The organism is Mycobacterium sp. 1482292.6 (assembly GCF_001672995.1).
GTDB lineage: Bacteria > Actinomycetota > Actinomycetes > Mycobacteriales > Mycobacteriaceae > Mycobacterium > Mycobacterium europaeum_A.
The window spans coordinates 45861-67936 of record NZ_LZKV01000135.1 but is presented as its reverse complement, the minus strand read 5'-3'; the positions used below and the strand labels follow the sequence as shown (position 1 = coordinate 67936).

9 protein-coding genes are annotated in these 22076 nt (G+C 68.3%); 6 read left to right on the top strand and 3 right to left on the bottom strand.

Going from position 1 to position 22076, the window contains the following annotated elements; translation table 11 throughout:
- Both A5624_RS14125 and A5624_RS14120 read right to left on the bottom strand, forming a co-directional pair.
- A partial coding sequence (locus A5624_RS14125; protein WP_066867133.1) for a ComEC/Rec2 family competence protein occupies positions 1-1199 on the bottom strand: 1199 nt, incomplete at its 3' end.
- Between the two features lie 50 nt (positions 1200-1249).
- Positions 1250-2113, bottom strand: coding sequence for a ComEA family DNA-binding protein (locus A5624_RS14120; protein ID WP_066867131.1), 864 nt, complete (start codon positions 2111-2113; stop codon positions 1250-1252).
- A gap of 189 nt (positions 2114-2302) precedes the next feature.
- Between A5624_RS14120 and A5624_RS14115 the strand changes: the two genes are divergently transcribed.
- From A5624_RS14115 to A5624_RS14105, 3 genes are read left to right on the top strand one after another with little or no spacing between them, the layout of a single operon-like run.
- Complete coding sequence (locus A5624_RS14115) at positions 2303-3463, top strand: acyl-CoA dehydrogenase family protein (RefSeq protein WP_066867129.1); 1161 nt, start codon at positions 2303-2305, stop codon at positions 3461-3463.
- A 7-nt stretch (positions 3464-3470) separates the two neighbouring features.
- A complete protein-coding gene (locus A5624_RS14110; protein WP_066867127.1) occupies positions 3471-4577 on the top strand; it encodes an acyl-CoA dehydrogenase family protein in 1107 nt (368 codons plus the stop codon).
- A 3-nt stretch (positions 4578-4580) separates the two neighbouring features.
- Positions 4581-5003 carry a PPOX class F420-dependent oxidoreductase gene (locus A5624_RS14105; protein WP_066867125.1) on the top strand — a complete coding sequence of 141 codons (423 nt, stop codon included), beginning with the start codon at positions 4581-4583 and terminating at the stop codon, positions 5001-5003.
- 2 nt (positions 5004-5005) lie between these two features.
- On the opposite strand, the gene A5624_RS14100 is transcribed toward A5624_RS14105, so the two are convergent.
- A complete protein-coding gene (locus tag A5624_RS14100; RefSeq protein ID WP_066867123.1) occupies positions 5006-16045 on the bottom strand; it encodes a type I polyketide synthase in 11040 nt (3679 codons plus the stop codon).
- Positions 16046-16340: 295 nt separating this feature from the next.
- On the opposite strand from A5624_RS14100, the gene A5624_RS14095 reads away from it, so the two are divergent.
- From A5624_RS14095 to pe, 3 genes are all read left to right on the top strand, one after another.
- Positions 16341-17762 carry a condensation domain-containing protein gene (locus A5624_RS14095; RefSeq protein ID WP_066867142.1) on the top strand — a complete coding sequence of 474 codons (1422 nt, stop codon included), beginning with the start codon at positions 16341-16343 and terminating at the stop codon, positions 17760-17762.
- 118 nt (positions 17763-17880) lie between these two features.
- The gene (locus tag A5624_RS14090; protein ID WP_197518964.1) at positions 17881-20901 is read left to right on the top strand and encodes an RND family transporter; all 3021 of its coding nucleotides are present in this window, start codon (positions 17881-17883) and stop codon (positions 20899-20901) included.
- Between the two features lie 56 nt (positions 20902-20957).
- Positions 20958-22070, top strand: coding sequence for an acyltransferase PE (pe, locus tag A5624_RS14085; RefSeq protein ID WP_066867119.1), 1113 nt, complete (start codon positions 20958-20960; stop codon positions 22068-22070).
- Positions 22071-22076 lie beyond the last annotated feature (6 nt).

The window sequence follows — 22076 nt, the reverse complement described above, 5'->3', positions numbered from 1 at the left end:
ATCACACCGGCCACCGCGAGGTTCGCCAGGGCGGCAACCACGCTGAATCGCCCGGAGATCGCCGCCACCAGCGGCGCGGTCACCACCTGCGCGGCCCACGCGACGGCGAGCGCGTCGGCCAGCGGCTTGGGCCATCCCTTGGTGACCAGGCGCCGCGACCAGACCGGCGCGACGACGATCAGCGCCGCGGTGGCGAGCACCGACAGCGCAAACCCCACGTCCACGGCCAGCGTGGGGGCGACCGCCAGCAACACCAGCACGGTGGCGGCGAGGGCCGGAATGGCTTGCCGCCGACGCGAAGTCAACATGCCCGTCAGCGCGATGGCACCCATCACCGCCGCCCGCACCACACTCGCCGTCGGCTGCACGACGATGACGAAGGCCACCAGCGCCAGCGCGGCAAGCGCGACGGCCGACCGCGGGCCGATCAGCCGGGCCGAGAACAGCACGGCCACACACACGATCGTCACGTTGGCCCCCGACACGGCCATCAGGTGCGTCATGCCGGCCGCACGAAAGTCGCGGCTGGTGTCACTTGGCACCGCCGAGGTGTCGCCGAGCACCAGCGCGGGCAGCATCGCCGCCTGCTCGCCGGGCAGCGTGGCGCGGACCGCGGCGGCAAAGCGGCTGCGCACGCCGTGCGCGGCCGACTGCACTGCGCTCGCGGTGCCCATGGCCGGCGGGCCCGACGCATTGAGCACCGCGACGGTCAGGTCCCGGCGGGTCGGCCGGGTGATCCGCGCGGTGAACCGCACCGGCTGGCCCACCGTCACGGCGGCGAAGTCCGAGGCGCGCGCGAAAACCACGACGCGGCCTGACATTTCGGCGTCGCGCAGGCGTTGCAGGGTCGCCCGAAACATCAGCCGGCTGCTGCCCAGCGACACCGGGCTCTCGGTGGGGGTGACGGTAGCCGGGGCGCTGGTGCCGAAGGCCGCGGTGATCGGGTGGTGAGCGGCCGCGTCGGCGCGCAGCGCGATCGCGAAGCCGTAGCCCGCTCCCACCACACCCACGGCGGCCAGGCCGGCGCTGATCGTGCGGAGCCGGGCCACGCGGCCGGGCCGGCGCGCCGCGCGCCATGCCAGCGCACCGGCGGCGACGGTCAGCGCGACGCAGCACCAGGCGAAGATCCGCCCGGCCGACCACCAGATCCCGCCGGCCGTCACCGCCCAGCAGGTCAGCGCGGCCGGCACCAGGCGCACATCGACATGCCCCGACGGTGATCCACCTAGCCCGGGAGGCAGCACCGGGGTCAGACACGGACCAGCGCGCGCAGCTTCTCCAGCCGCGCCGGCCCGATGCCCTCGACATCGGCGAGCTGGTCGACGCTGGTGAATTTGCCGTTGGCCTGCCGCCACGCCACGATCGCGGCGGCGGTGACCGGCCCAACGCCGGGCAGAGCGTCGAGTTCCGCGACGGTCGCGGTGTTCAGGTCGACCGCCTGGCCCGGCTTCGGCTTGACCGATCCCGACCCGGGCGCCGGCGCCTTGGAGGTCGGCGTCGTTGCGGTGGCGACCGAACTGCCCAGGGCCGTCGGCTGGCCCGGAACGGGAGCGAGGCCGACCACGATCTGTTCGCCGTCACCGACCGGTCGGGCCATGTTCAGTCCGATGGTGTCGGCGCCGTTCACCGCGCCGCCGGCGGCCTGCAGCGCATCGGCGATGCGCGACCCCGGCGCCAGCGTCACCAAACCCGGCGTGTGCACCAAGCCGACGACGCTGACCACCACCGGACGGTCGGGGCTTGCGGGTGGCGCCGCACCCGGGCTGGCCGACGACCTGGCGGTGGACACCTTCTCCACCGGTGGCAGCTTGGCTGACATCACCGGCGCCGGCCGGTCGCGCAACAAGGTGAAAACCGTGACCAGCACCGCCAGCGCCGCCACGATCGCCAACCCGATGGCGCCGGCGCGGCCGGGGTCGGCGCGCACCCTGGCCACCCAGCCGCGGTCCTGCGAGGCGTCGGGAAGCCAGCGCGGCAACAGTGAATTCTGGTCGTCGTCCGGGGTGTCCTGCGTCGAGGCCGACCCGGCGTCCGCGGGCTCGGCGGCGCCATCGGTCTCCGGTTCGGCGTTGAGCCGCCGGTGCAGGCGCTCCGCCGGAAGTTCTGTTCGCATGGGCCGACGGTAGGTCCGCGGACCGTCACACCGGCACCGCTCAACGGCTATCTGTGGATTAACCCGAGGCTGTGCACGGGGCCCGCGAGGGATGGGTCAAGATGGAAGTCGAGCGAACGACCAGCACCGCCAGAAAACAGCTCGGGGCGCTGCGTCGTCACGGTCACCCCGAAACGACAGGAGGCTGCCATGCAACTGGCGCTCACGCCCGAGGAAGCCGCGTTCCGCGACGAACTCCGCACCATCTACACGACCAAGATTCCCGAGGAGCTGCGCGAGCGGGTACGCCGCGGCTCGGCCGAAGTGAACCACGACGACATCGTCACCAGCCACAAGATCCTGCACGAGCACGGCCTGGCAGTACCGAACTGGCCGGTGGAATGGGGCGGCAAGGACTGGACCCCGACCCAGCACCAGATCTGGGCCGACGAGATGCAGCTGGCGTGCGTCCCTGAGCCGCTGAACTTCAACACCAAGATGGTGGGCCCGGTGATCGCCGAATTCGGTTCGGAGGAAGTCAAACAACGCTTCCTGCCCCCAACCGCCAGCCTCGACATCTGGTGGTGCCAGGGCTTCTCCGAGCCCGAGGCGGGGTCGGATCTGGCCTCGCTGCGCACCACCGCGGTGCGGGACGGCGACGACTACGTGGTCAACGGCCAGAAGACCTGGACCACGCTCGGCCAGTACGCGGACTGGATCTTCTGCCTGGTCCGCACCGACCCGCAAGCGCCCAAGCGGCAGGCCGGCATCTCCTTTTTGCTCTTCGACATGAAGACGCCGGGCATCACCCTGCGACCCATCAAGACGATCGACGGCGGCCACGAAATCAACGAGGTCTTCTTCGAGGACGTCCGGGTTCCCGCCAATCAGCTTGTCGGAGAAGAGAATCAGGGCTGGACGTACGCGAAATTCCTGCTGGGCAACGAGCGCACCGGCATCGCCGGGGTGGGACGGACCAAGGTGCGCCTCGCCGAGGTGAAGAAACACGCCAAGGCCACCGGAGTGCTGGGCGACCCGCTGTTCGCGGCGCGGCTGGCCGAGGCCGAAAACGAGCTGCTGGCACTGGAACTCACCCAGTCGCGGGTCGTCACCGACTCCGCGGACGGGCAGCCCAATCCGGCCTCGTCGGTGCTCAAACTGCGCGGCAGCCAATTGCAGCAGGTGGCCACCGAACTGCTCGTCGAGGTGGCCGGGCCGGACGCGCTGCCGGCCAACGGCGAAGACATCGCCTCGCCGGACTGGGCCCAACACAGTGCGCCGCACTACCTCAACTACCGCAAGACGTCGATCTACGGCGGCAGCAGCGAGGTGCAGCGCAACATCATCGCGTCGACGATTCTGGGATTGTGAGGCAGTCATGGACTTTCAGCTGAGCGACGAGCAGGCCCTGCTCCGCGACACCACGCGCGACCTGCTGTCGCGCACCTACGACCCGGAAAGCCGCAACAAGATCATCGGCTCCGATCTCGGCTGGAGCCGCGAGGTCTGGAGCCAGCTCGCCGACACCGGCATCCTCGGCCTCGGTTTCGATCCGGACGAGTCCGGCCAGATCGAGATCATGGTGGTGCTCAACGAGGTCGGGCGCCGCCTCGCCCCCGAACCGGTACTGCACGCCGCGCTGGGACCCGGTGCGCTGATCGCCGAGCTGGGCACCGACGCGCAGAAGGAACTGCTCGACGAGGTCGCGGGCGGGCAGCGGCTGCTGGCGTTCGCCCACCTCGAGCCGGGGCAGCGCGATCCGTCCGCCGAGTTGAGCACCAAGGCTGCGCAGCAAGGTGATTCGTGGACCTTGAGCGGTCGGAAGAACCCGGTGCTGGCCGGGGACGCCGCCGACACCCTGGTGGTCAGCGCCGCCCTGCCAAGCGGCGGCGCCGGCCTGTTCCTGGTCGATGCGGCATCGGTCACCAGGCACCCGTTCCGGACGTTCGACGGACAGCGCGGCGCCCAGATCGACCTGGACTCCACTGCCGCCGAACCCCTCGGCGAGGCGGTCGACGCGTCGGGCGCGATCCGCGACGCCATCGTGCGCATCCAGTCCGCGTTGTGCGCCGAAGCGCTGGGCGCCATGGAGGAATCGCTGCGCCTGACCACTGATTACCTCAAGACCCGCAAGCAGTTCGGCGTCACGCTCAACAAATTCCAGGCGCTCACGCAACGCGCGGCCGACATGTACGTCTCGCTGGAACTGGCCCGCAGCATGACCCTGTACGCGGCCATGTCGATCGCTGACGGCAACATCGACCCGGTGATCGCCTCGCGCGCCAAGCTGCAGGTCGGCCGTTCGGGCCGGCACATCGCGCAGGAGTCGGTCCAGATGCACGGCGGCATCGGGGTGACCGCGGAATACCCGGTCAGCCACTATGCCGCCCGGCTCACCGCGATCGAGCACACGCTGGGCACCTCGGGTGAGCACCTGCACAACCTGATCGACCACCTCGGCGACTACGACCTGGCCCGCCTCTAACGCATGGCCGAGCTGACCGAAAAGGTCATCGAGTTCCTCTCGACCGGCACCCGTACCGGGATGCTGGGCTACGTCGCCGCCGATGGCAGGCCGCTGGTCGCCCCGGTGTGGTTCGTCGTCGATTACGGGCAGTTGGCGTTCAACACCGGTCGCGACACGTCGAAAGGCCGTGCCCTGGCCCGCGATCCGCGAGTGGTGATCTGCGTCGACGACCCTCATCCGCCGTATTCGTTCGTCCAGGTGCAGGGCGTGGCCACGGTCAGCGAGGATCCCCAGGACGTGCTGGACGTCGCGACCCGCACCGGGGGCCGCTACATGGGCGCCGACCGCGCCGACGAATTCGGCAGGCGCAACGCCGTTCCCGGCGAATTAGTGGTGCGGCTGCGTCCGACCAAGGTCATCACCGGGTTCGACATCAGCGCCTGACATCATTGCGGCTCCTGCGCCGCAACCGGTTCCGGCTGGCCCGGCTCGGTGTCCGCGTCGGGCAGCTGACCCACGAGGTATTCGGCCAGGCCTCCGATGGTCGGATAGTCGAACACCGCAGTCGCGTTGATCGTGAACTTACCGCCGAACTGACTGTGCAGCCGGTTGCGCAGCTCGATCGCCATCAACGAATCCGTCCCCAGGTCCAGGAACCGGCTGCTCGCCGCCGGCGGTGAGGCGAGCCGCAGGAAGTTCTGCACCTCTCGTTGCAGGAATTCGGTCACGAAACCGGCGCGCTGTGGCACCGGAATCTCCATGAGCTGCTTGAGCAACTCGCTGTCACCGGTCACCTCTCCGACCGCACTGGGCAACACCACGTCGAGGATCGGTGGTCGCGAACTGCCCAGCACCTTCGCGGCGCGCTGCCAGTTGGCCTTGAGGACGGTGGCCTGGCCGGTTCCGTTCGCGACGACCTCGGCGAGGGCACCCAGGGCCGCCGACGGTTCCAGCGGAATCAGGCCCTGCGCACTGATGTTGGCGGTCGCGGCCTCCGAGGAGGCCATCCCGCCCTGGGCCCAGGGACCGAAGTTGACGCCGGTGGCCGGCAGGCCCTGCGCCCTGCGCTGTGCGACCAGGCCGTCGAGCAGCGCGTTGGCGGTCGCGTAGTTGGACTGACCGGGCGAACCGAACAAGCTCGACACCGACGAGGACACGATGAAGAAGTCGAGCTCGTCGTCTCGGGTCAACCTGTCCAGGTGGCATGCGCCGAATGCCTTGGGCGCCAACGTTGTCCGGAACCGTTCCAGGCTCTGCTGGGACAGCAGCGCATCATCGAGCACGCCGGCCAGATGGGCCACGCCGGCCAACGGTGGCAGCTCCGCGCGGATGCGCGCCAGCAGCGCGGCAACCTCGGACTCGTTGCCGACGTCGGCGGTGAAGACATGGATGCGGCACTTGTAGCGCTCGGTCATCTCCTCGATCAACCGTTGCGCGTCCGCACCCGGCTCCCGTCGGCTGGTCAGCACGATGTCACCGGCACCGAGCTGCGCCAGATACGACGCCGTGTGCAGACCGATGGCTCCCAGTCCACCGGTGATCAGGTAGCTCCGATCCGCCCGCGGCTGCAGCGGATTGGGTATCTGCACCACGATCTTGCCGATGTGCCGCGCTTGCTGCATGCGGCGGAACGCGGCCCGCGCCTCGGTCAGGGGGTAGATCTCGGCCGGCAGCGGTGTCCAGTCCCCGTCGGCCAATCCCTGTGACACCTCGGTCAGCAAGCCCCGAATACGTTCGGGCTCTTGGAAGGTCACCGTGTCCAGCGCCACGATCTCGTAGGCGATGTCGGGACGGGCCTGCGCCATCTGCTCGGGTGTCCAGATGTCGCGCTTGGCGATCTCGGCGAAGCGGCCGTTCTGGGCGGTCGCCCGCACGGTCGCTTCGAGGAGCCCCTCGCTGGTCAGGCTGTTGAGCACCACGTCGACGCCGGCACCGTCGGTGTCGGCGAGGATCTGGTCGGCGAAATCCGTTGTGCGCGAGTCATAGACGTACTCCACACCCAGCTTGCGCAGCGTCGCGCGCTTGAAGGTGCTGGCGGTGGCGAAGACGGTGGCACCGCACTGCTGAGCCATCTGGATGGCCGCCAGGCCGACACCGCCGCTGGCGGCGTGGATGAGCACACGGTCGCCGGGCTTCAGCTGTGCCCAGTCGAACGCGAGCCGAACCGTCAGCGCCGCAGCGGGAATGGTGGCCGCCTCGACCGCACTGACTCCGTCGGGGATCGGCGCGAGCAGCTGGGCGGGCACGTTGAACCGGCTGGAGAACGCCCCCTGCATGAAGCCGTACACGCGCTGACCGACCTCGAGCCCGGTGACGCCGGCGCCCAATTGCGTGACGACGCCGGCGAAATCACCGCCGATGGGTCCCGGGTCGCCCGGATAGAGGCCGAGGACGTTGAGCACGTCGCGGAAGTTGAGGCCCGAGGCCTCCACCCGGACCTGCACATAGCCCTCGCCCGGAGGTGCGACGTCCACTTCCGTGAGTCGCAGGTTGTCGATCGCGCCGCGCTCGGTGGGCGCCAGGACGTAGTCGCCCGCACGCGGCACCGTGAGATGACCGCTGCGCGCCCACGGCAGCAACCGGGATGCCAGCAGCTTTCCTTGTCGCACCGCCAGTTCCGGTTCGTCCACCGGGGTGGCCAACAGGTTGGCCAGCGCGTGCACGGCCTCCCGTGATCCGTCGCAATCGATCAACTTGGCGCGCAGCGCCGGTTCCTCGTTGATCGTGGTGCGCCCGAGCCCCCACAGCGCCGCCTGCACCGGGTCGACCGGCTCGCCGGATTCGCATGCCACGGCCCGCTCGGTGACGATCCACAGTCCCCCAGGCAAATTCACGCCGCCGCCCTGCACCGCGTGCACGGCGCTGAGCAGATTGGCGATCTCGGTCTCGAGGCGCGCCGCCCCATTGGTCGAGTCGGCGCCACCTTCGCCCGCGTTGGGCGCTTCGCCGCGCCAGACGACGCCGGCGAACGGCAGCCCCCGCTCGGCGGCCTGAGTCAGCACCTGCCCCAACGGCTGCGGATCTGCGCTCCGGTCGAACGGGATGCAGCCCGGCACCTTGGCGGCCAGTTCGTCGAATCCGGCGATCAACCAGGTGCCGCCGATCTCTGCGGCTTCTTCAGCCGGCGGCGCCGGCACCTCGTGCCAGCCGAGGGTGTACAGCAGCCGGGTGGCATCGCCGCCGAGGCCGCGCAGCAACGCCTCGCGCGGTGCGCGTTTCACCGTGAACTCGCGAATCCCGCCCAGCCGGCGGCCGTCCCGGTCGACGAAATCGAGGTCGAATACCTGGGTCTCGCTGTTGAGTTCGCTGGTGTGCCACCTCGCACGGCAGTAGAACCGCCGCGGCATCTTCTCCCGCAACATCACTTGCCCGTAGCGCAGCGGCAGGAACAGATCGTTGACGCCCTGTTCTGCGGCGAGCAGCGCCGGGAAGGCTGGGAAGGCGACCCCGGTGCACAGGTCCATCAGCACCGGGTGCATCGGCTCGCTGCCGAGTTGTTCGGCGAGTTCGGCACCGACGAGGATGTCGCCGACCGCCTCGCCGTCACCGAGCCACAGTGACTTCAGGGAACCGGACCAGGTCGGTCCCCAGGCCAGCTCCAAGTCGGCGAAGGTCTCGAACAACTCCTGTGGACGCATGCGGTTCAGCCGCTCGAGCGCTTCGTCGATCGGATCACCGTCGTCGGACACCGGCTCGTCGGTGACGTCGTCCGCGCCGGCGACCACGGTGCCTTCGGCGTTCAACGACCACTCGGCGCCGCGTTCCCCGTAGGGACGGCTGTGCACCTGGAAGGTGAATTCGCGACCTGCCTGCACCGGGTGCAAGGTCAGCTGTACCTCGCGAGAACTCTTCTCCGGCAAGATGATCGGCTCGTAGAAGAAGACGTCCTTCGCCCGTGCCGGAGTGCCGACCGCGGCCAACGCCATCGCCGCGTAGGTTGCGCCGGGCACCACGACCGTGCCGTAGATGACGTGATCGGATAACCACGGCTGCGATTTGACGGACAACCTGCTGGTGTAGACGGAGTCGCCCGAGGCGAGGTCCTTCGCGCTGCCCAGGATGCCCGAAGACGGGCCGGCCCCTCCGACGACGGCGGTGCCGGATGTCTTGGGCCAGAACCGGCGGCGCTGGAACGGATAGGTGGGCAGTTCGATGCTGCGACGTCGCTGACCATGCAGCGCAGCGAAATCCGGACGATGGCCGCCGACGTAGGCCGCGGCCAGCGCGTCGGCGATCTGGCGCCGATCGCCGACGCCCTTACGCAGCGAGACGATCGCCCGCGGTGCGGTCAGGTGCTCCGGCCAGACCTGCACCGCGGCACCGGTCAGCACCGGTTGCGGACCGATCTCCATCAACACCGAGCAGCCCAGCGCCGCCGCGGTGCGCACGCTTTCGGCGAACTGCACCGGCTGGCGGGAATGGCGCCGCCAGTACGCGGCGTCGAGCGGGGTTTGGCCCGTCAGCACGGCCCCGGTGCGGTTGCAGATCAACGGCATCGTCGGGGCGGCGAACTCCAATTGCGCTGCGTAGGACTCGAATTCGTCGAGCACCGGATCCAACAACTCGGAGTGGAAGGCGTGGCTGGTCTGCAGCCACGTGCAGCGGATCGCCTCGTCGCCGAACTTGGCGACGATCTGTTCGAGGTCCTCGCCCGGACCCGACAGCACCGTATTCGGTCCGTTGTACGCGCCGACCGACACTCGCGGGAATCCGCCGGCGACCTCCTCGACGTGCTTGGCGTCGGCGAATACCGCCACCATCCGTCCGCCCTCGGGCAGGCTGCCGAACATCCGGCCGCGCTCGGCCATCAGCCGGGCGCCGTCCTCGAGACTGAACACCCCGGCCACGCAGGCCGCCGCGTACTGGCCGACGCTGTGCCCGAGCACCACATCGGGTTCGATCCCCCACGACTGCCACAGCCGGGCCAGGCCCATTTCGACGGCGAACAGCGCCGGCTGCGCAAACGACGTGTGCCGCAGCCTCTCTCCGGCTTTGCCCCCCGTTTCGCGATCGGTGGCGAACAGCACCTCCAGCAAGGGATGCGGCAGGATGTCACGGACCGCGTCCGCGCACCGCGTCACCGTTTCGGCGAAAACCGGTTCGGTGTCGAACAACTCACGCGCCATCCCCGGGTACTGGCTGCCCTGGCCGGTGAACAACCATGCCGTCATCGGGTGGTGTGTGTGTTCGCCACGCACAACGCCGGGCCGCAGGCGGTTCTCGGCCAATTCGGCCAGGGCGTCGCGCGCGCTCTCGAGCGAGTCCACCACCAGGGCGGCGCGGTGTTCGAAGTGTGACCGGCCCGTTCCGGCGGTGAGGCATACCTCGGTGAGGTCCGCATCCGGGTGGGCGGCCAGCCACGCCTCGTAACGCTGCGCCAACGCCACCAGCGCTTCGGGTGACCGCGCGGACAGCGCGAGCACCGTGGCGCCCTGAGCGTGCGACGCCGAGTCCGCGGCGGCGTCGTCGGCGGGGTTCGGGTCGGCGGATACGGCGCGCGCCGGTGCCTCCTCCACCAGGACGTGCGCGTTGGTTCCGGTGAACCCGAACGAGCTCACGCCCGCGCGCCGCGGCCTGCCGTTGGGCTGCCACGGCATCGTCTTGTCGACCACCCGCACGGGCAGCGAGTCCCACGGAATGTGCGGCGACGGTTGCTCGAAGTGCAGGCTCGGCGGCAGGACCTCGTGCTGCAGCGACAACACGACTTTGATCAGACCGGCTGCGCCCGAAGCGGATTCGGTGTGACCGATGTTGGTCTTCACCGAGCCCATCAGTAGCGGCCGGTCGGCGTCGCGCGAGGCGCCGTAGGCGGCGGCCGCGGCCTGCACCTCGATCGGATCACCCAACGGGGTGCCCGTCCCGTGCGCCTCGAGGTAGTCGACGTCCCCGCCGGCCAGACCCGCACGAGCCAGCGCCATCCCGATGAGCCGTTGCTGCGCACCACCATTGGGCACAGTCAAACCGCTGGACGCGCCGTCCTGGTTGACCGCGCTGCTGGTGATCACCGCGCAGATCCGGTCGCCGTCGCGCTCCGCGTCGCTCAACCTCTTCAGTACGAGGATTCCGCAGCCCTCGCTGCGCACGTAACCGTCGGCGGAGGCGTCGAACGTCTTGCATCGGCCCACCGGGGAAAGCATCCGCGCGCGGGAGGCCGCGATGACCGTCACAGGACTCAGCAGGACGTTCACTCCGCCGGCCAGCGCCATGTCGCAGTCGCCGGACCGCAACGCCTGGCAGGCCTGATGGACGGCCACCAGCGCCGAACTGCATGCGGTGTCGATCGCCACCGCCGGTCCCTCGAGTCCCAGCGCGAAGGCGACCCGACCGGAGATGGCGTTGAGCGCATTGCCGGTGATGAAGTGCGGTTCGATCTTGTCGATCGACTCCGATGACAGCAGATGCGCGTATTCGTTGGCCGCCACACCGGTGAAGACTCCGGTTCGGCTGCCGCGCAATGCGGCCGGCGAGTACCCGGCGCGTTCCAGGCCCTCCCACGCCGTTTCGAGCATCAGCCGCTGCTGCGGCTCGATCCAGACGGCCTCGCGGGGCGAGATGCCGAAGAATTCGGGATCGAATCCGTCGATTTCGTCCAGGAATCCGCCGAACCGGGTGTAGGTCTTGCCTGGGGCGTCCGGATCCGGGTCGTAGAACTCGTCGATGTCGAATCGGTCCTCCGGGACCTCCCGGATCGCGTCGACCCCTTCGGACAGCACCTGCCAGAACGCTTCCGGGTCGGGCGCGCCGGGGAAACGGCAGGACACCGCGACGATCGCGATCGGTTCGTCCGTGCGGGTCGTCACCACCGCTGCCGGCTGGGACCGCGTTTTCGAGGACGTTTGATCGCGGAGCTCGAGCACGTCGCCGAGCAGGTAGTCGGCCACGTCGGACAGCCGTGGGTGATCCATCGCCAGGGTGGCCGGGACCTGCTTACCCACCCCTTCCTCGATGCGCCGACGCAATTCGACCGCCATCAACGAATCCATGCCGAGATCGAAAAACCCTGCGTCCTCGCGGATCTCGGCGGCGTCGACGCGGGTCACCTCCGCGACCGCATCACGCAGATAATCGGTCAACAGTTTCTTGCGCTGCTGTACCGGAGCGGCCGTGAGCCGGTCGACCAACGGGGTGTTCCCGGCCGGCGTCGCTGCGGGCACCGCAGCGGGCACCTCGCGCTCCAGCTCCGCCAGGAACGCCCGCCGACCCGCTTGCTGGTAGAGCGGCAAGAAGCGGGTCCAGTCGATTCGGGCCACTACTCCGTGGGCAGCGCCCCGCGCCGAGGCGGCCGCCGCCACATCGGACAACCCCGCAAGCGCATCGGCTGGTGCCAGCGTACGGATCCCGCGCTGATCCAGTCGCGCACGAGATTCCGCGTCGGCCATACCGGCCGCCCACGGCCCGAAGTTGACGCTCACGCCGAGGATGCCCTGTTCGCGCAGCCGCCACGCCAGCCCGTCCAGGAAGGCGTTCGCCGCGCCGTAGGCGCTCTGGCCGAATCCACCCCACACCGAGGCGATCGAGGACGTGCTGAGGAAGAAGTCGAGCTTCAGGTCCGTCGCCGCCTCGCTCAAATGCCAGGCGCCCCAGACTTTTCCGGCGAAGACGCGATCGACCTCGGCATCGTCCAAGGCGCTCAGGGGCGTGGTACCGATCTCCCCCGCGGCATGGACGATGCCGGCCAACGGCGGCAACTCGGCCTGCACGCCCGCCAGCAGGCGTGCGACGTCGTGCGCGTCGGCGACATCGGCTGCCACGACCCGGATTTGGCAGCCGTGCGCCTCACCGAGTGCGTCGATGCGCTGTCGGACCGCATCGGTCGGCGCGCGCCGACCGGTTAACACCAGATGCCCGGCGCCGTTGGCGGCCAGGTGCCCGGCGATCTCCAGCCCGATCGCACCCAGCCCGCCGGTCACCAAATACGTTGCGTCATTGCGCAATTGCAGCGACGTGCCGCTCGGGGTCTCGGTGCGCCGAACCAACCGGGGAACGTAGACCGCCCGATCACGCAGCGCGAGCTGGTCTTCCCTGATCGCCGCGTCGTCCGCGGGGGCGATCCGGTCGATGAGCGCAGTCCATTCGTCGGCGGTCCCCGCTGATAAGTCCGCGAGTCCGCCCCATACCTGCGGCAGCTCCAGCGATGCGGCGCGACTGAAGCCCCACAGGCTGCTCTGGTGCGGCGCCACCGTGTCCGTATCGGTGACGCGCTGCGCGCCGCGCGTCACGACCCAGATGGGACTGCGCAACTGCGCGGCGACCGCGGCACGAAACAGCCGCCGCGTCCCGCCGAGGATCCGGTGCTGCATCCGCAACAGTGAGCGCATCGACGGCGTGGTCCCCGCCTCCAGGGCCGCGGCATGCACGACGCGAAGCGTCGAATCGTCCGCAGCGGCGGCGCGAAACACGCCCACGAGGTGTTCCTCGTCCGCGTCGGACACCGGCAACCCGATGACCTCGAATCGGTCGTTGCGTGCGGTCAGCGCGTCGACCAACGGCTGGACCGCGTCGGTACCGTCGGCGACGATGACCCACCGCGACTCCCCGCCCACGTCTGCCGGTGACGGCTCGGCGGTCGATGTGTCCCAGCGGATCTCGTAGCGGTCGTTCTCGATGGACCGGGTGGTGCGCTGTTGATTGTGTTGTGCCGCAAGCTTGGTGAGCACCTGCAGGGTCTGATGATCGCCGCTCGCGCCGTCGAGCAGCGTCGCGAGTTCCTCGATCCGGCCGTCCTCGAGAAGGCGGACCGCTTCGGTGCGCGGCCCACCGACGTCGCGGCGTTGGTCGGGGCGCTCGCGGTCGTCGCGGAACCAGTACTGACGCCGCTCAAAGGGATAGGTGGGCAGGTCCAGCTTGCGTGCGTGCGCCTGCCCGAACGCCGCGAAGTCGGGCAGGTGGCCAAGGACATACGCGTCGGCAACCGCTTCGGTTATCTGCCGGTGGTCGGCGGTGTTACGGCGCAGCGACGTGATCGCCCGCGGTGCGGTGGCCGGGTCGGGCCATGCGCTCAGGGCCGAGGCGGTGAGCACCGGTCGCGGGCCGATCTCGAGCAACACCTTGCAGCTCAGCTCGGCGAGGGTGCGCACGCTCTTGGCGAATTCCACCGGCTGGCGCGCGTGACGGCGCCAGTAAGCGCCATCGAGCTTCACGCTGCGGCCCAGCGCCGCTCCGGTGCGGTTGTCGATCAGGATTCGTTGCGGCGCTTTGAAGTCGAACCGCCCCGCATACGTTTCGAATTCGTCGAGGATCGGGTCCAGCAGCGCCGAGTGGAAGGCGTGGCTGGTGTCCAGCCAGTCACACCGAACACCGTCGGCCGACACTGCGGCCACCGCCCGCTGCAGGTCCGCCACCGGACCGGACAACACGGTGTTGGCGCCGTTGTAGGCGGCCACCGACAGGCTGGGGAACTCGTCGGTGAGTCGCTCGACCCGCTCGGCGGCGGTGAAGACCGCGACCATCCGGCCACCCGAAGGCAGGCTGCCGAACAGACGACCGCGTTCGGCCATCAGCAGGGCACCGTCCTCGAGACTGAACACGCCCGCCACGCAGGCCGCCGAATACTGGCCGACGCTGTGGCCCAGCACCACGTCGGGCTCGAAGCCCCACGACTGCCAAAGCCGGGCCAGGCCCATCTCCACCGCGAACAGTCCGGGTTGCGCGTAGGACGTTTGCTGCAGCGTCGCTTCGCCGTCCGGGCCGTCCGCATCGAAAACAACGTCCAGCAAAGGCCTTTGGAGAACGTCGGCAACCGCGGCGGCGCACCGATTCAGCGTCTCGGCAAACACCGGCTCGCTGTCGAACAACTCTCGAGCCATGCCGGGGTATTGGCTGCCCTGACCGGTGAACAGCCACGCGGTCTTCGGTGGCTCCTGCGATTCTCCGCGGAACAACCCCGGTGCCGGGCGGTCGTCCGCCAGAGCGCCGAGTAGTTCCAGCGCGGATTCTCGCGAGTTGACCACCAGCGCGGCCCGCTGCTCCAGGTGTGCCCGACCCGCCCCGGCGGTGTAGCACACGTCCGCGAGGGTGGCCTCGGGGTGCGCGCTCAACCAGCTGCGGTAGTCGGCCGCGAGCCGCGCCAACGCGGCGGGCGTTCGCGCCGAAAGCGGGAGGATGCTGAACCGGCGGTGCCCGGAATGCTCGACCGGAAGCGGTGCCGGGGAAACGGGTTCCGTTTGCTCGGGAGCTTCGGAGAGAATGACGTGAGCGTTGGTGCCGGCGAAGCCGAACGAGCTGATGCCGGCAATGCGCGGCTCTCCGTTGCGTTCCCAGGCGGTGGGCTGCTCGACGACCTGCACCGCGAGCCGGTCCCAGGGGATGTGGGGCGACGGGTTCTCGAAGTGGAGGTGTTGCGGGATCAGTTCGTTCTCGAGCGACAGGATGACCTTGATCACCCCGGCGATGCCCGCGGCCGCTTCCAGGTGTCCGATGTTCGTCTTCACCGAACCCATCAGCAGCGGCCGGGAGGGTTCGCGCCCGGCGCCGAGCACCGCGCCCGCGGCCTGCGCTTCGATGGGGTCACCCAGCGACGTCCCGGTGCCGTGCGCTTCCAGGTATCCGACGTCGCGTGGTTCGAGGTCGGCCCGCTTGAGCGCATCGGCGATAACCCTTTGCTGGGCAACGCCATTGGGTACGGTCAGGCCCCCCGAGGCGCCGTCCTGGTTGATCGCACTGCCGCGGATCACGGCGCGGATCCGATCGCCGTCGCGGATCGCGTCCTCCAGGCGCTTGATCACGATGACGCCGCAGCCCTCGCCGCGCACGTAGCCGTCCGCGGCCGCATCGAATGTCTTGCACCGGCCGTCAGGGGCGAGCATGTGCGCGCTGGAGAACGTGATCATGGTCGCCGGGGTGAGCAGCACGTTCGCGCCGCCGGCCAGCGCCAGGTCGCATTCCCCGAGGCGCAGCGCCTGGCACGCCTGATGGATCGCCACCAGCGACGAGCTGCACGCCGTGTCGACGGCGACGGCCGGACCCTGCAGTCCCAGCCGATAGCTGATCCGGCCGGCGGCCGCGGCGTTCGAGGTCCCGATGGCCATGTAGGCCTCGATTTCGGGGTACGTCAGCTCGTCGGATGCCATTCCCAGGTAGTCGTGCGTGGCCAAACCGACAAAGACCCCGGTGTTGGTGTCAGCCAGATCGGTTGGCGCAGTGCCTGAATGCTCGACCGCGCGCCATGCCGTTTCCAGCAGGATGCGGTGCTGCGGGTCCATCAGCCTGACCTCGCGGGTCGACATGCCGAAGAACGGCGCGTCGAATCCCGTTACGTCATCGACGAAGCCGGCACGACGGGTGACGACCTTGCCGGGCGCCCCCGGTTCGGGGTCGAAGAATTCGTCGACGTCCCAGCGGTCTTGCGGCACTTCGGATATCGCGTCGCGGCCGTGCTGCAACAGATCCCAGAACTCGTCGGCATCGGCGGCTCCGGGGAATCGCGCCGCGTAACCGATGATCGCAAAGCCCGATGCCGGCTTGCCCAGACCTTCGACGGATGCCATGCGCTTGTCCTCTCCTGGCCGGTCACGATCGATCCCCACGGGACGCCGGTTGCGCTCGGAAGATCTTTTCCGGAGGCCGGCGCCGTCCCCGCAGCGCCGCACCGCGCAACGACAGCCGGTGTGACTGCCGCCCTGCGTCCCCGTCCGGCCGTTCGATCGCCACAACGGCCTGCCGGATCCGTGAGCGAGTGTAGGCGGTGGCTCGCGCACGCCTGCGACGGCGATCACTCGGAGGGTTTATCTTGGTCTCGCCGCCAGGGTGGCCGTGGTCGTTGCAACCGAGGAGGACGAAGTTTTGCGCATCGGGAAGATTACGATCGGCGCACTCGGTGATTGGACGGTGACGCCCGGGTCGGTGATCTCCTGGCACCCGACGGCCGCGGCGACCGAAAAGGTCAGGCACGCGCCGGTCAGCTCCGTGCCGGTCAGCTACATGCAGAGCCAGCATCTTCGCAATTACTGTGAACGGACCGCCGCGGGGCTGAATTTCTCCCGCCAGATCATCGCTACCTGTGAAGTGCCCGGGACGTGTGACGTTGCCGCCATGAACCATGCCGTCAACGCGTATCTGCGCCGGCACGACACGTTCCGCAGCTGGTTCGAGCACACCGCTGACGGAGAATTCATCAGGCATACCGTCGACGATGCCGACGCTATCGAATTCGCCCCGATCGAGCACGGTGAGATGACTCCCGACGAAATACACGCTCACGTCGTGGCCATTCCGAATCCGCTGGAGTGGGGCTGCTTCACCTTCGGGATTATTCAAAGCGAAGACCGCTTCACATTCTTTGCCGCCATGGATCATGTCCACGGGGACGCGACGTTGATTGGCACCACGATGATGGAGGCCAACGGCATGTACACCGCGTTGAGCGGCGGCGGGCAGGCGCTCACCCTTCCCGATGCCGGCAGCTTCGATGATTTCTGCACCCGCGAACGCGAGTACACGTCAAAGCTGACCGTCGATTCCCCCGAGGTGCGCGCGTGGATCGACTTCGCCGAAAACAACGATGGTGGCTTTCCCGAGTTCCCGCTCCCGCTGGGCGACCCGCAGGACTCCAGTAGCAGCGACATGACGTCCGAACTCCTGATGGACGCGGCACAGACCGAACGGTTCGAATCGGCCTGCGCGGCGGCCGGCGCACGGTTTGTCGGCGGCCTGTTCGCCTGCCTCGCCTTGGTGGAGCACGAATTCACGGGTGCCCTCACGTATTACGGGCTTACTCCCAGGGATTCCCGCAACGCCACCGACAATTTCATGACGCAGGGTTGGTTCACCGGTTTGATCCCCATCACCGTGCCCATAGCTGCCGCCTCGTTCGGCGATGCCGCGTGGGCGGCGCAGGCGTCCTTCGATTCGAATCTGGATATGGCGAAAGTTCCCTATTACCGCGTGTTGGAACTCGCGCCGTGGTTGCGCTGGCCGCAACCAAACTTTCCGGTGTCGAATTTCTTTCATGGCGGCGCCGCTCCGCTGAATGCCATTCTCGCCGCGGCCGACATGGGGTTGGCGAACAACATCGGAATCTATCCCGACGGCCGATATTCATACCAGCTGACCATTTACATATTCCGCTACGGGGAAGGCACGTTCATGGCGATCATGCACCCGGACAACCCGGTCGCCCGGAAATCGGTTGTCCGCTACCTGGAGGCGATGAAGTCGGTCTGCGTGCGGGTCGCCGGCAGCGGGAGCTGGGGACGCGTCGCGTAGCGTGGAGCACTTCGATGGCTCGTGAGGCGAATTTGCGTGGTGTGACCGGGCTCGGGCGGGTGCGGCCGAGAGTCCCCGGCGGGCACGCCCGACGGCGCCGAGCGGGGATGAGGGCGATATGCGACGGCTAGCCGATTTCGTGGTGCGGTGGCCCTGGGCAGTGGTGGGGATCTGGATTGCGATCGCCGTCGCGCTACCCCTGACTTTTCCCTCGCTGGGCGAGATGGCCGAGAAGCATCCGCTTGCCATCCTGCCCAGCGATGCGCCCTCGAGCGTGACCGCTCGAAAGATGACCGAGGCGTTTCACGAGTCGGGCTCAGAAAACCTGCTGTTGGTGGTGTTGACCGACGACAAGGGGCTCGGCCCGGCCGACGAGGCCGCTTACGGCAAAGTGGTGGATGCGCTGCGCCGCGACACGCGCGATGTCGTGATGCTGCAGGACTTCGCCAGCACGCCGGCGTTGCGCTCCGTCGTCACCAGCAAGGATCACAAGGCGTGGGTGCTGCCGGTCGGCGTCGCTGGTGAGTTGGGCACGCCCCGCTCGTACGCCGCCTTCAACCGGATCGGCGAAATCGTCAAGGGGGCGCTTACCGGCACATCGCTGACGGCAAACCTCACCGGCCCCGCGGCGACCGTCGCCGACCTCACCGACGCGGGCGCTCGGGACCGGATGCCGATCGAGTTGGCGATCGCGGTGATGGTCCTGATCGTCCTGCTGGTGATCTACCGCAGCGCGGTCACCATGCTGCTGCCGTTGCTGACGATCGGGATATCCCTGGTGATCGCGCAGGCGGTGGTAGCGGGCTACTCCCAACTGACCGGCTCGGGCGTCTCGAACCAGTCCGTTGTGTTCTTGAGCGCCATAATGGCCGGAGCCGGAACCGATTACGCCGTCTTTCTGATCAGCCGCTATCACGATTACCTGCGGTCGGGCGCGACTCCCGATCACGCGGTCAAGCGCGCCATGTTCTCGATCGGAAAGGTGATCGCCGCATCCGCGGCCACCGTCGGTGTCACCTTCCTGCTGATCAGCTTCGCCCGGATGGGTGTGTTCAAAACGGTCGGCGCGTCGTCGGCGATCGGGATCGGTGTGGCATTCCTCGCCGCGTTGACGTTGCTGCCGGCAGTCCTGGTGCTTGCGGGACGGCGCGGCTTGGTCAAGCCGCGGCGCGAGCTGACCGCCCGGTTCTGGCGGCGGTCGGGCATCCGCATCGTGCGACGACCGAGGGTCAACCTGGTTGCCAGCGTGCTCGTGTTGATCATCCTGGCCAGCTGTGCCGGCCTGGTGCGATACAACTACGACGATCGCAAGGCGCTGCGGGCGTCCGCCCCGAGCTCCATCGGGTATGCCGCGCTGGATCGTCACTTCCCGGTGAATCAGTCGATCCCGCAGTACATTTTGGTCCAGTCCCCGCACGACCTTCGCACGCCGAAGGCGCTCGCGGACTTGGAGCAAATGGCGGACCGGGTCAGTCAATTGCCGAATGTTGCTGCGGTCAGCGGCATTACGCGTCCCACCGGCAACGTGCCCGAACAATTCAGGGCCACCTATCAAGCGGGCGCTATCGGCACCCTGCTGGCCGGCGGGTCCACGCTGATCAAAGACCACACAGGCGACCTCAACCGGCTGGTAGATGGGGCCGGGACGTTGGCCGACAACCTCGGCAACATGCGGGGCCAGGTCATCCAGCTCGCCGCCGGCGTCCAGGAGCTGGAGACCGCCTTCTCGTCGACGAAGAACCAGTACACCGGCGACGCGCTGGTGAAAGAGGTCGATCTCGCGGCCCAGCTCGTGGACCATGTCAACGCGCTCAGCAACAACATGGGCTGGAACTTCTCGGCGGCCAAGAACATGTTCGCCTGGATCGGCCCGGTGCTGGGGGCGCTACAGGGCAACCCCCGATGCGACGTCGACCCCTCGTGCAGCGCCACCCGCGGGACATTCGAGCAACTGGTCGGTTCGCGCGATCAAGCAGACCTCGACGCCATCAATGACTTGGCGCACCAGCTGCAGGAATACCCGGACAAGCACGCGCTGAAAGCGTCGGCAGACCGCCTGCGCGCCGCATTGGCAAAGCTCACCACCGTGCTGCATTCGCTGGGGATGGACAAACCCGGTGGCCTGCAGTCGAACCTGAACACCTTGCAAGATGGCGCTAACCGTTTCGCCGGTGGCAGCCGGCAAATCGCCGACGCGGTGGCTCAGGTCGTCGACCAAGTCAAACAGCTCGGCAGCGGGCTCAACGACTCAGCGGCGTTTCTGTTGTCGCTGAAACGCGACGCGGCGCAACCGGCCATGGCCGGATTCAACATCCCACCCCAGCTGCTGCACCTGGCGGAATTCCAGAAGGCCGCCAAGGCATTCATCTCGCCGGACGGCCACTCGGTGCGCTACGTGGTGCAGACCAAACTCAACCCGTTCAGCACCGAGGCCATGGATCAGGTCAACGCGATCGAAGCGGCCGCGCGGGGAGCCCAACCGAACACCGCACTGGCGGACGCGACGGTGTCGATGGCCGGCTACACCGTCGCCCTCAAGGACACGCGCGACTACTACCAACACGACATCAAGTTCATCATCACGGTGACCCTGCTGGTGGTGCTGGTGACCCTGATCGCGCTGCTGCGTGCGATCGTCGCCCCGCTGTATCTCGTTGCCTCCGTGGTCATTTCGTACTTGTCGGCGGTGGGGATCGGGGTACTGGTGGTGCAATACCTGCTGGGTCAGCAACTGCACTGGAGTGTGCCCCCGCTGGCATTCGTGGTGCTGGTCGCGGTGGGTGCCGACTACAACATGCTGCTCGTCTCGCGCATGCGGGAGGAGTCGCCGCGCAGCATGCGTTACGGCATCATCCGGACCCTGGGTTCGACGGGCGGGGTGATCACCGCGGCGGGTCTGATCTTTGCCGCCTCGATGTGTGGTCTCTTGTTCTCCAGCATCAGCACCGTGGTCCAGGGCGGTTTCGTGATCGGGGTGGGAATTTTGCTGGACACCTTCTTGGTGCGCACCATCACGGTTCCCGCGATCGCCGCCCTGGTCGGGCGGGCGAATTGGTGGCCCTCCCGAGCGGGTGCGGTGGGCGCGCGGCGGCCGACGTCGCGGTTACCGGAGGGACGCGCCGAGGCGCAGCCCGGTTAGCACCCGTAGGGGATGTGTGTGAGACTACGAGGCGGATTCGAGCGGTAGGAGTTGGGATGAAGAAACTGCTCGCAGGAGTTTCGGCGCTGGTAACCGTAGCTGCCACAGGATGTTTCGGCGTCAATACCGCGACGGCTGACGACGCGCCGATCGGCGGTCCGCCGACCCCGGGGGCGCCGGGCGACCAGACGGCGTTCGCCCTCGGCGGCGCTCACGTTGCGGGCATCCCCTACGACGAATACATCCGCCAGGAAGGCGCCCAATGGTTCCCCGGCCAGCAGCGCCAGATCGTGCCCTACCCGGCGGGCCAGATCCAGGGCCACGTGCTGGAGCGACTCTTTCCGGGCATCGGCAAGCTCAATGACCAGTTCCCGGGTCTGGGAGTGGACGGCCCCAGCATCGGTGAGTCGGTCGTCGAGGGCATAGACAACCTCGATGCCGCGGTCCGCACCGGCCGCCCGGGCACGGCGATCGGCCTCTCCGAGGGCGGGTTCGTGGTCGACGGCGAGCAGGCCCGGCTGGCGACCGACCCGACCGCTCCCCCGCCGGACAGACTGAACTTCGCCACGTTCGGCGACCCCATTGGGCATCACGCCTTCGGGCAGAGCTTCCTGACCGCTATGTTTCCGGTCGGCAGCGTCGTTCCCGCACTCGACTACACCATGCCACCGCAGTACGAAAGTCAGTACGACACAAACAGATTCGTGGCGGCGTATGACTTGATCGCCGACTTCCCGGACCGGCCCGACAACATGTTCGCCCTGGCGAACACGCTGCTGGGCCTCGCCACCGGTCACACGGCGGTGGCTTTCACCAACCCGAGCATGGTGCCCCCGCAGAACATCAGGACGACGATCAACTCCAGGGGCGCGAAAGACACGACGATCATGGTTCCCGAAAAGCACCTTCCGCTCGTCATGCCGCTGGCCTACCTGGGGATCTCGGAAGACACGCTGAACAAGCTGGACGCCATCCTGATTCCCCGGGTGAATGCGGGCTACTCGCGAAACGACGACCCGGCGACCGCTCCGGTGCAGGTCGACCCGGTGCACGGCTTCGACCCGGCGCAAGTCATCGCGCCGGTCAACCAGGCCGCACTGGGCAGTGGCGATCCACTTTCCCAGATCGTCAGCGGAGCCACGTCCGCGCTGTCCAACGGCACCGGCTAGACAACG

Excerpts from the sequence above, each read along its gene's own strand:
- A5624_RS14100 (WP_066867123.1), bottom strand. The coding sequence starts at position 16,045 with ATGGCATCCGTCGAAGGTCTGGGCAAGCCGGCATCGGGCTTTGCGATC.
- A5624_RS14105 (WP_066867125.1), top strand. The coding sequence starts at position 4,581 with ATGGCCGAGCTGACCGAAAAGGTCATCGAGTTCCTCTCGACCGGCACC.
- A5624_RS14120 (WP_066867131.1), bottom strand. The coding sequence starts at position 2,113 with ATGCGAACAGAACTTCCGGCGGAGCGCCTGCACCGGCGGCTCAACGCC.
- A5624_RS14110 (WP_066867127.1), top strand. The coding sequence starts at position 3,471 with ATGGACTTTCAGCTGAGCGACGAGCAGGCCCTGCTCCGCGACACCACG.
- A5624_RS14090 (WP_197518964.1), top strand. The coding sequence starts at position 17,881 with ATGCGACGGCTAGCCGATTTCGTGGTGCGGTGGCCCTGGGCAGTGGTG.
- A5624_RS14115 (WP_066867129.1), top strand. The coding sequence starts at position 2,303 with ATGCAACTGGCGCTCACGCCCGAGGAAGCCGCGTTCCGCGACGAACTC.
- pe (WP_066867119.1), top strand. The coding sequence starts at position 20,958 with ATGAAGAAACTGCTCGCAGGAGTTTCGGCGCTGGTAACCGTAGCTGCC.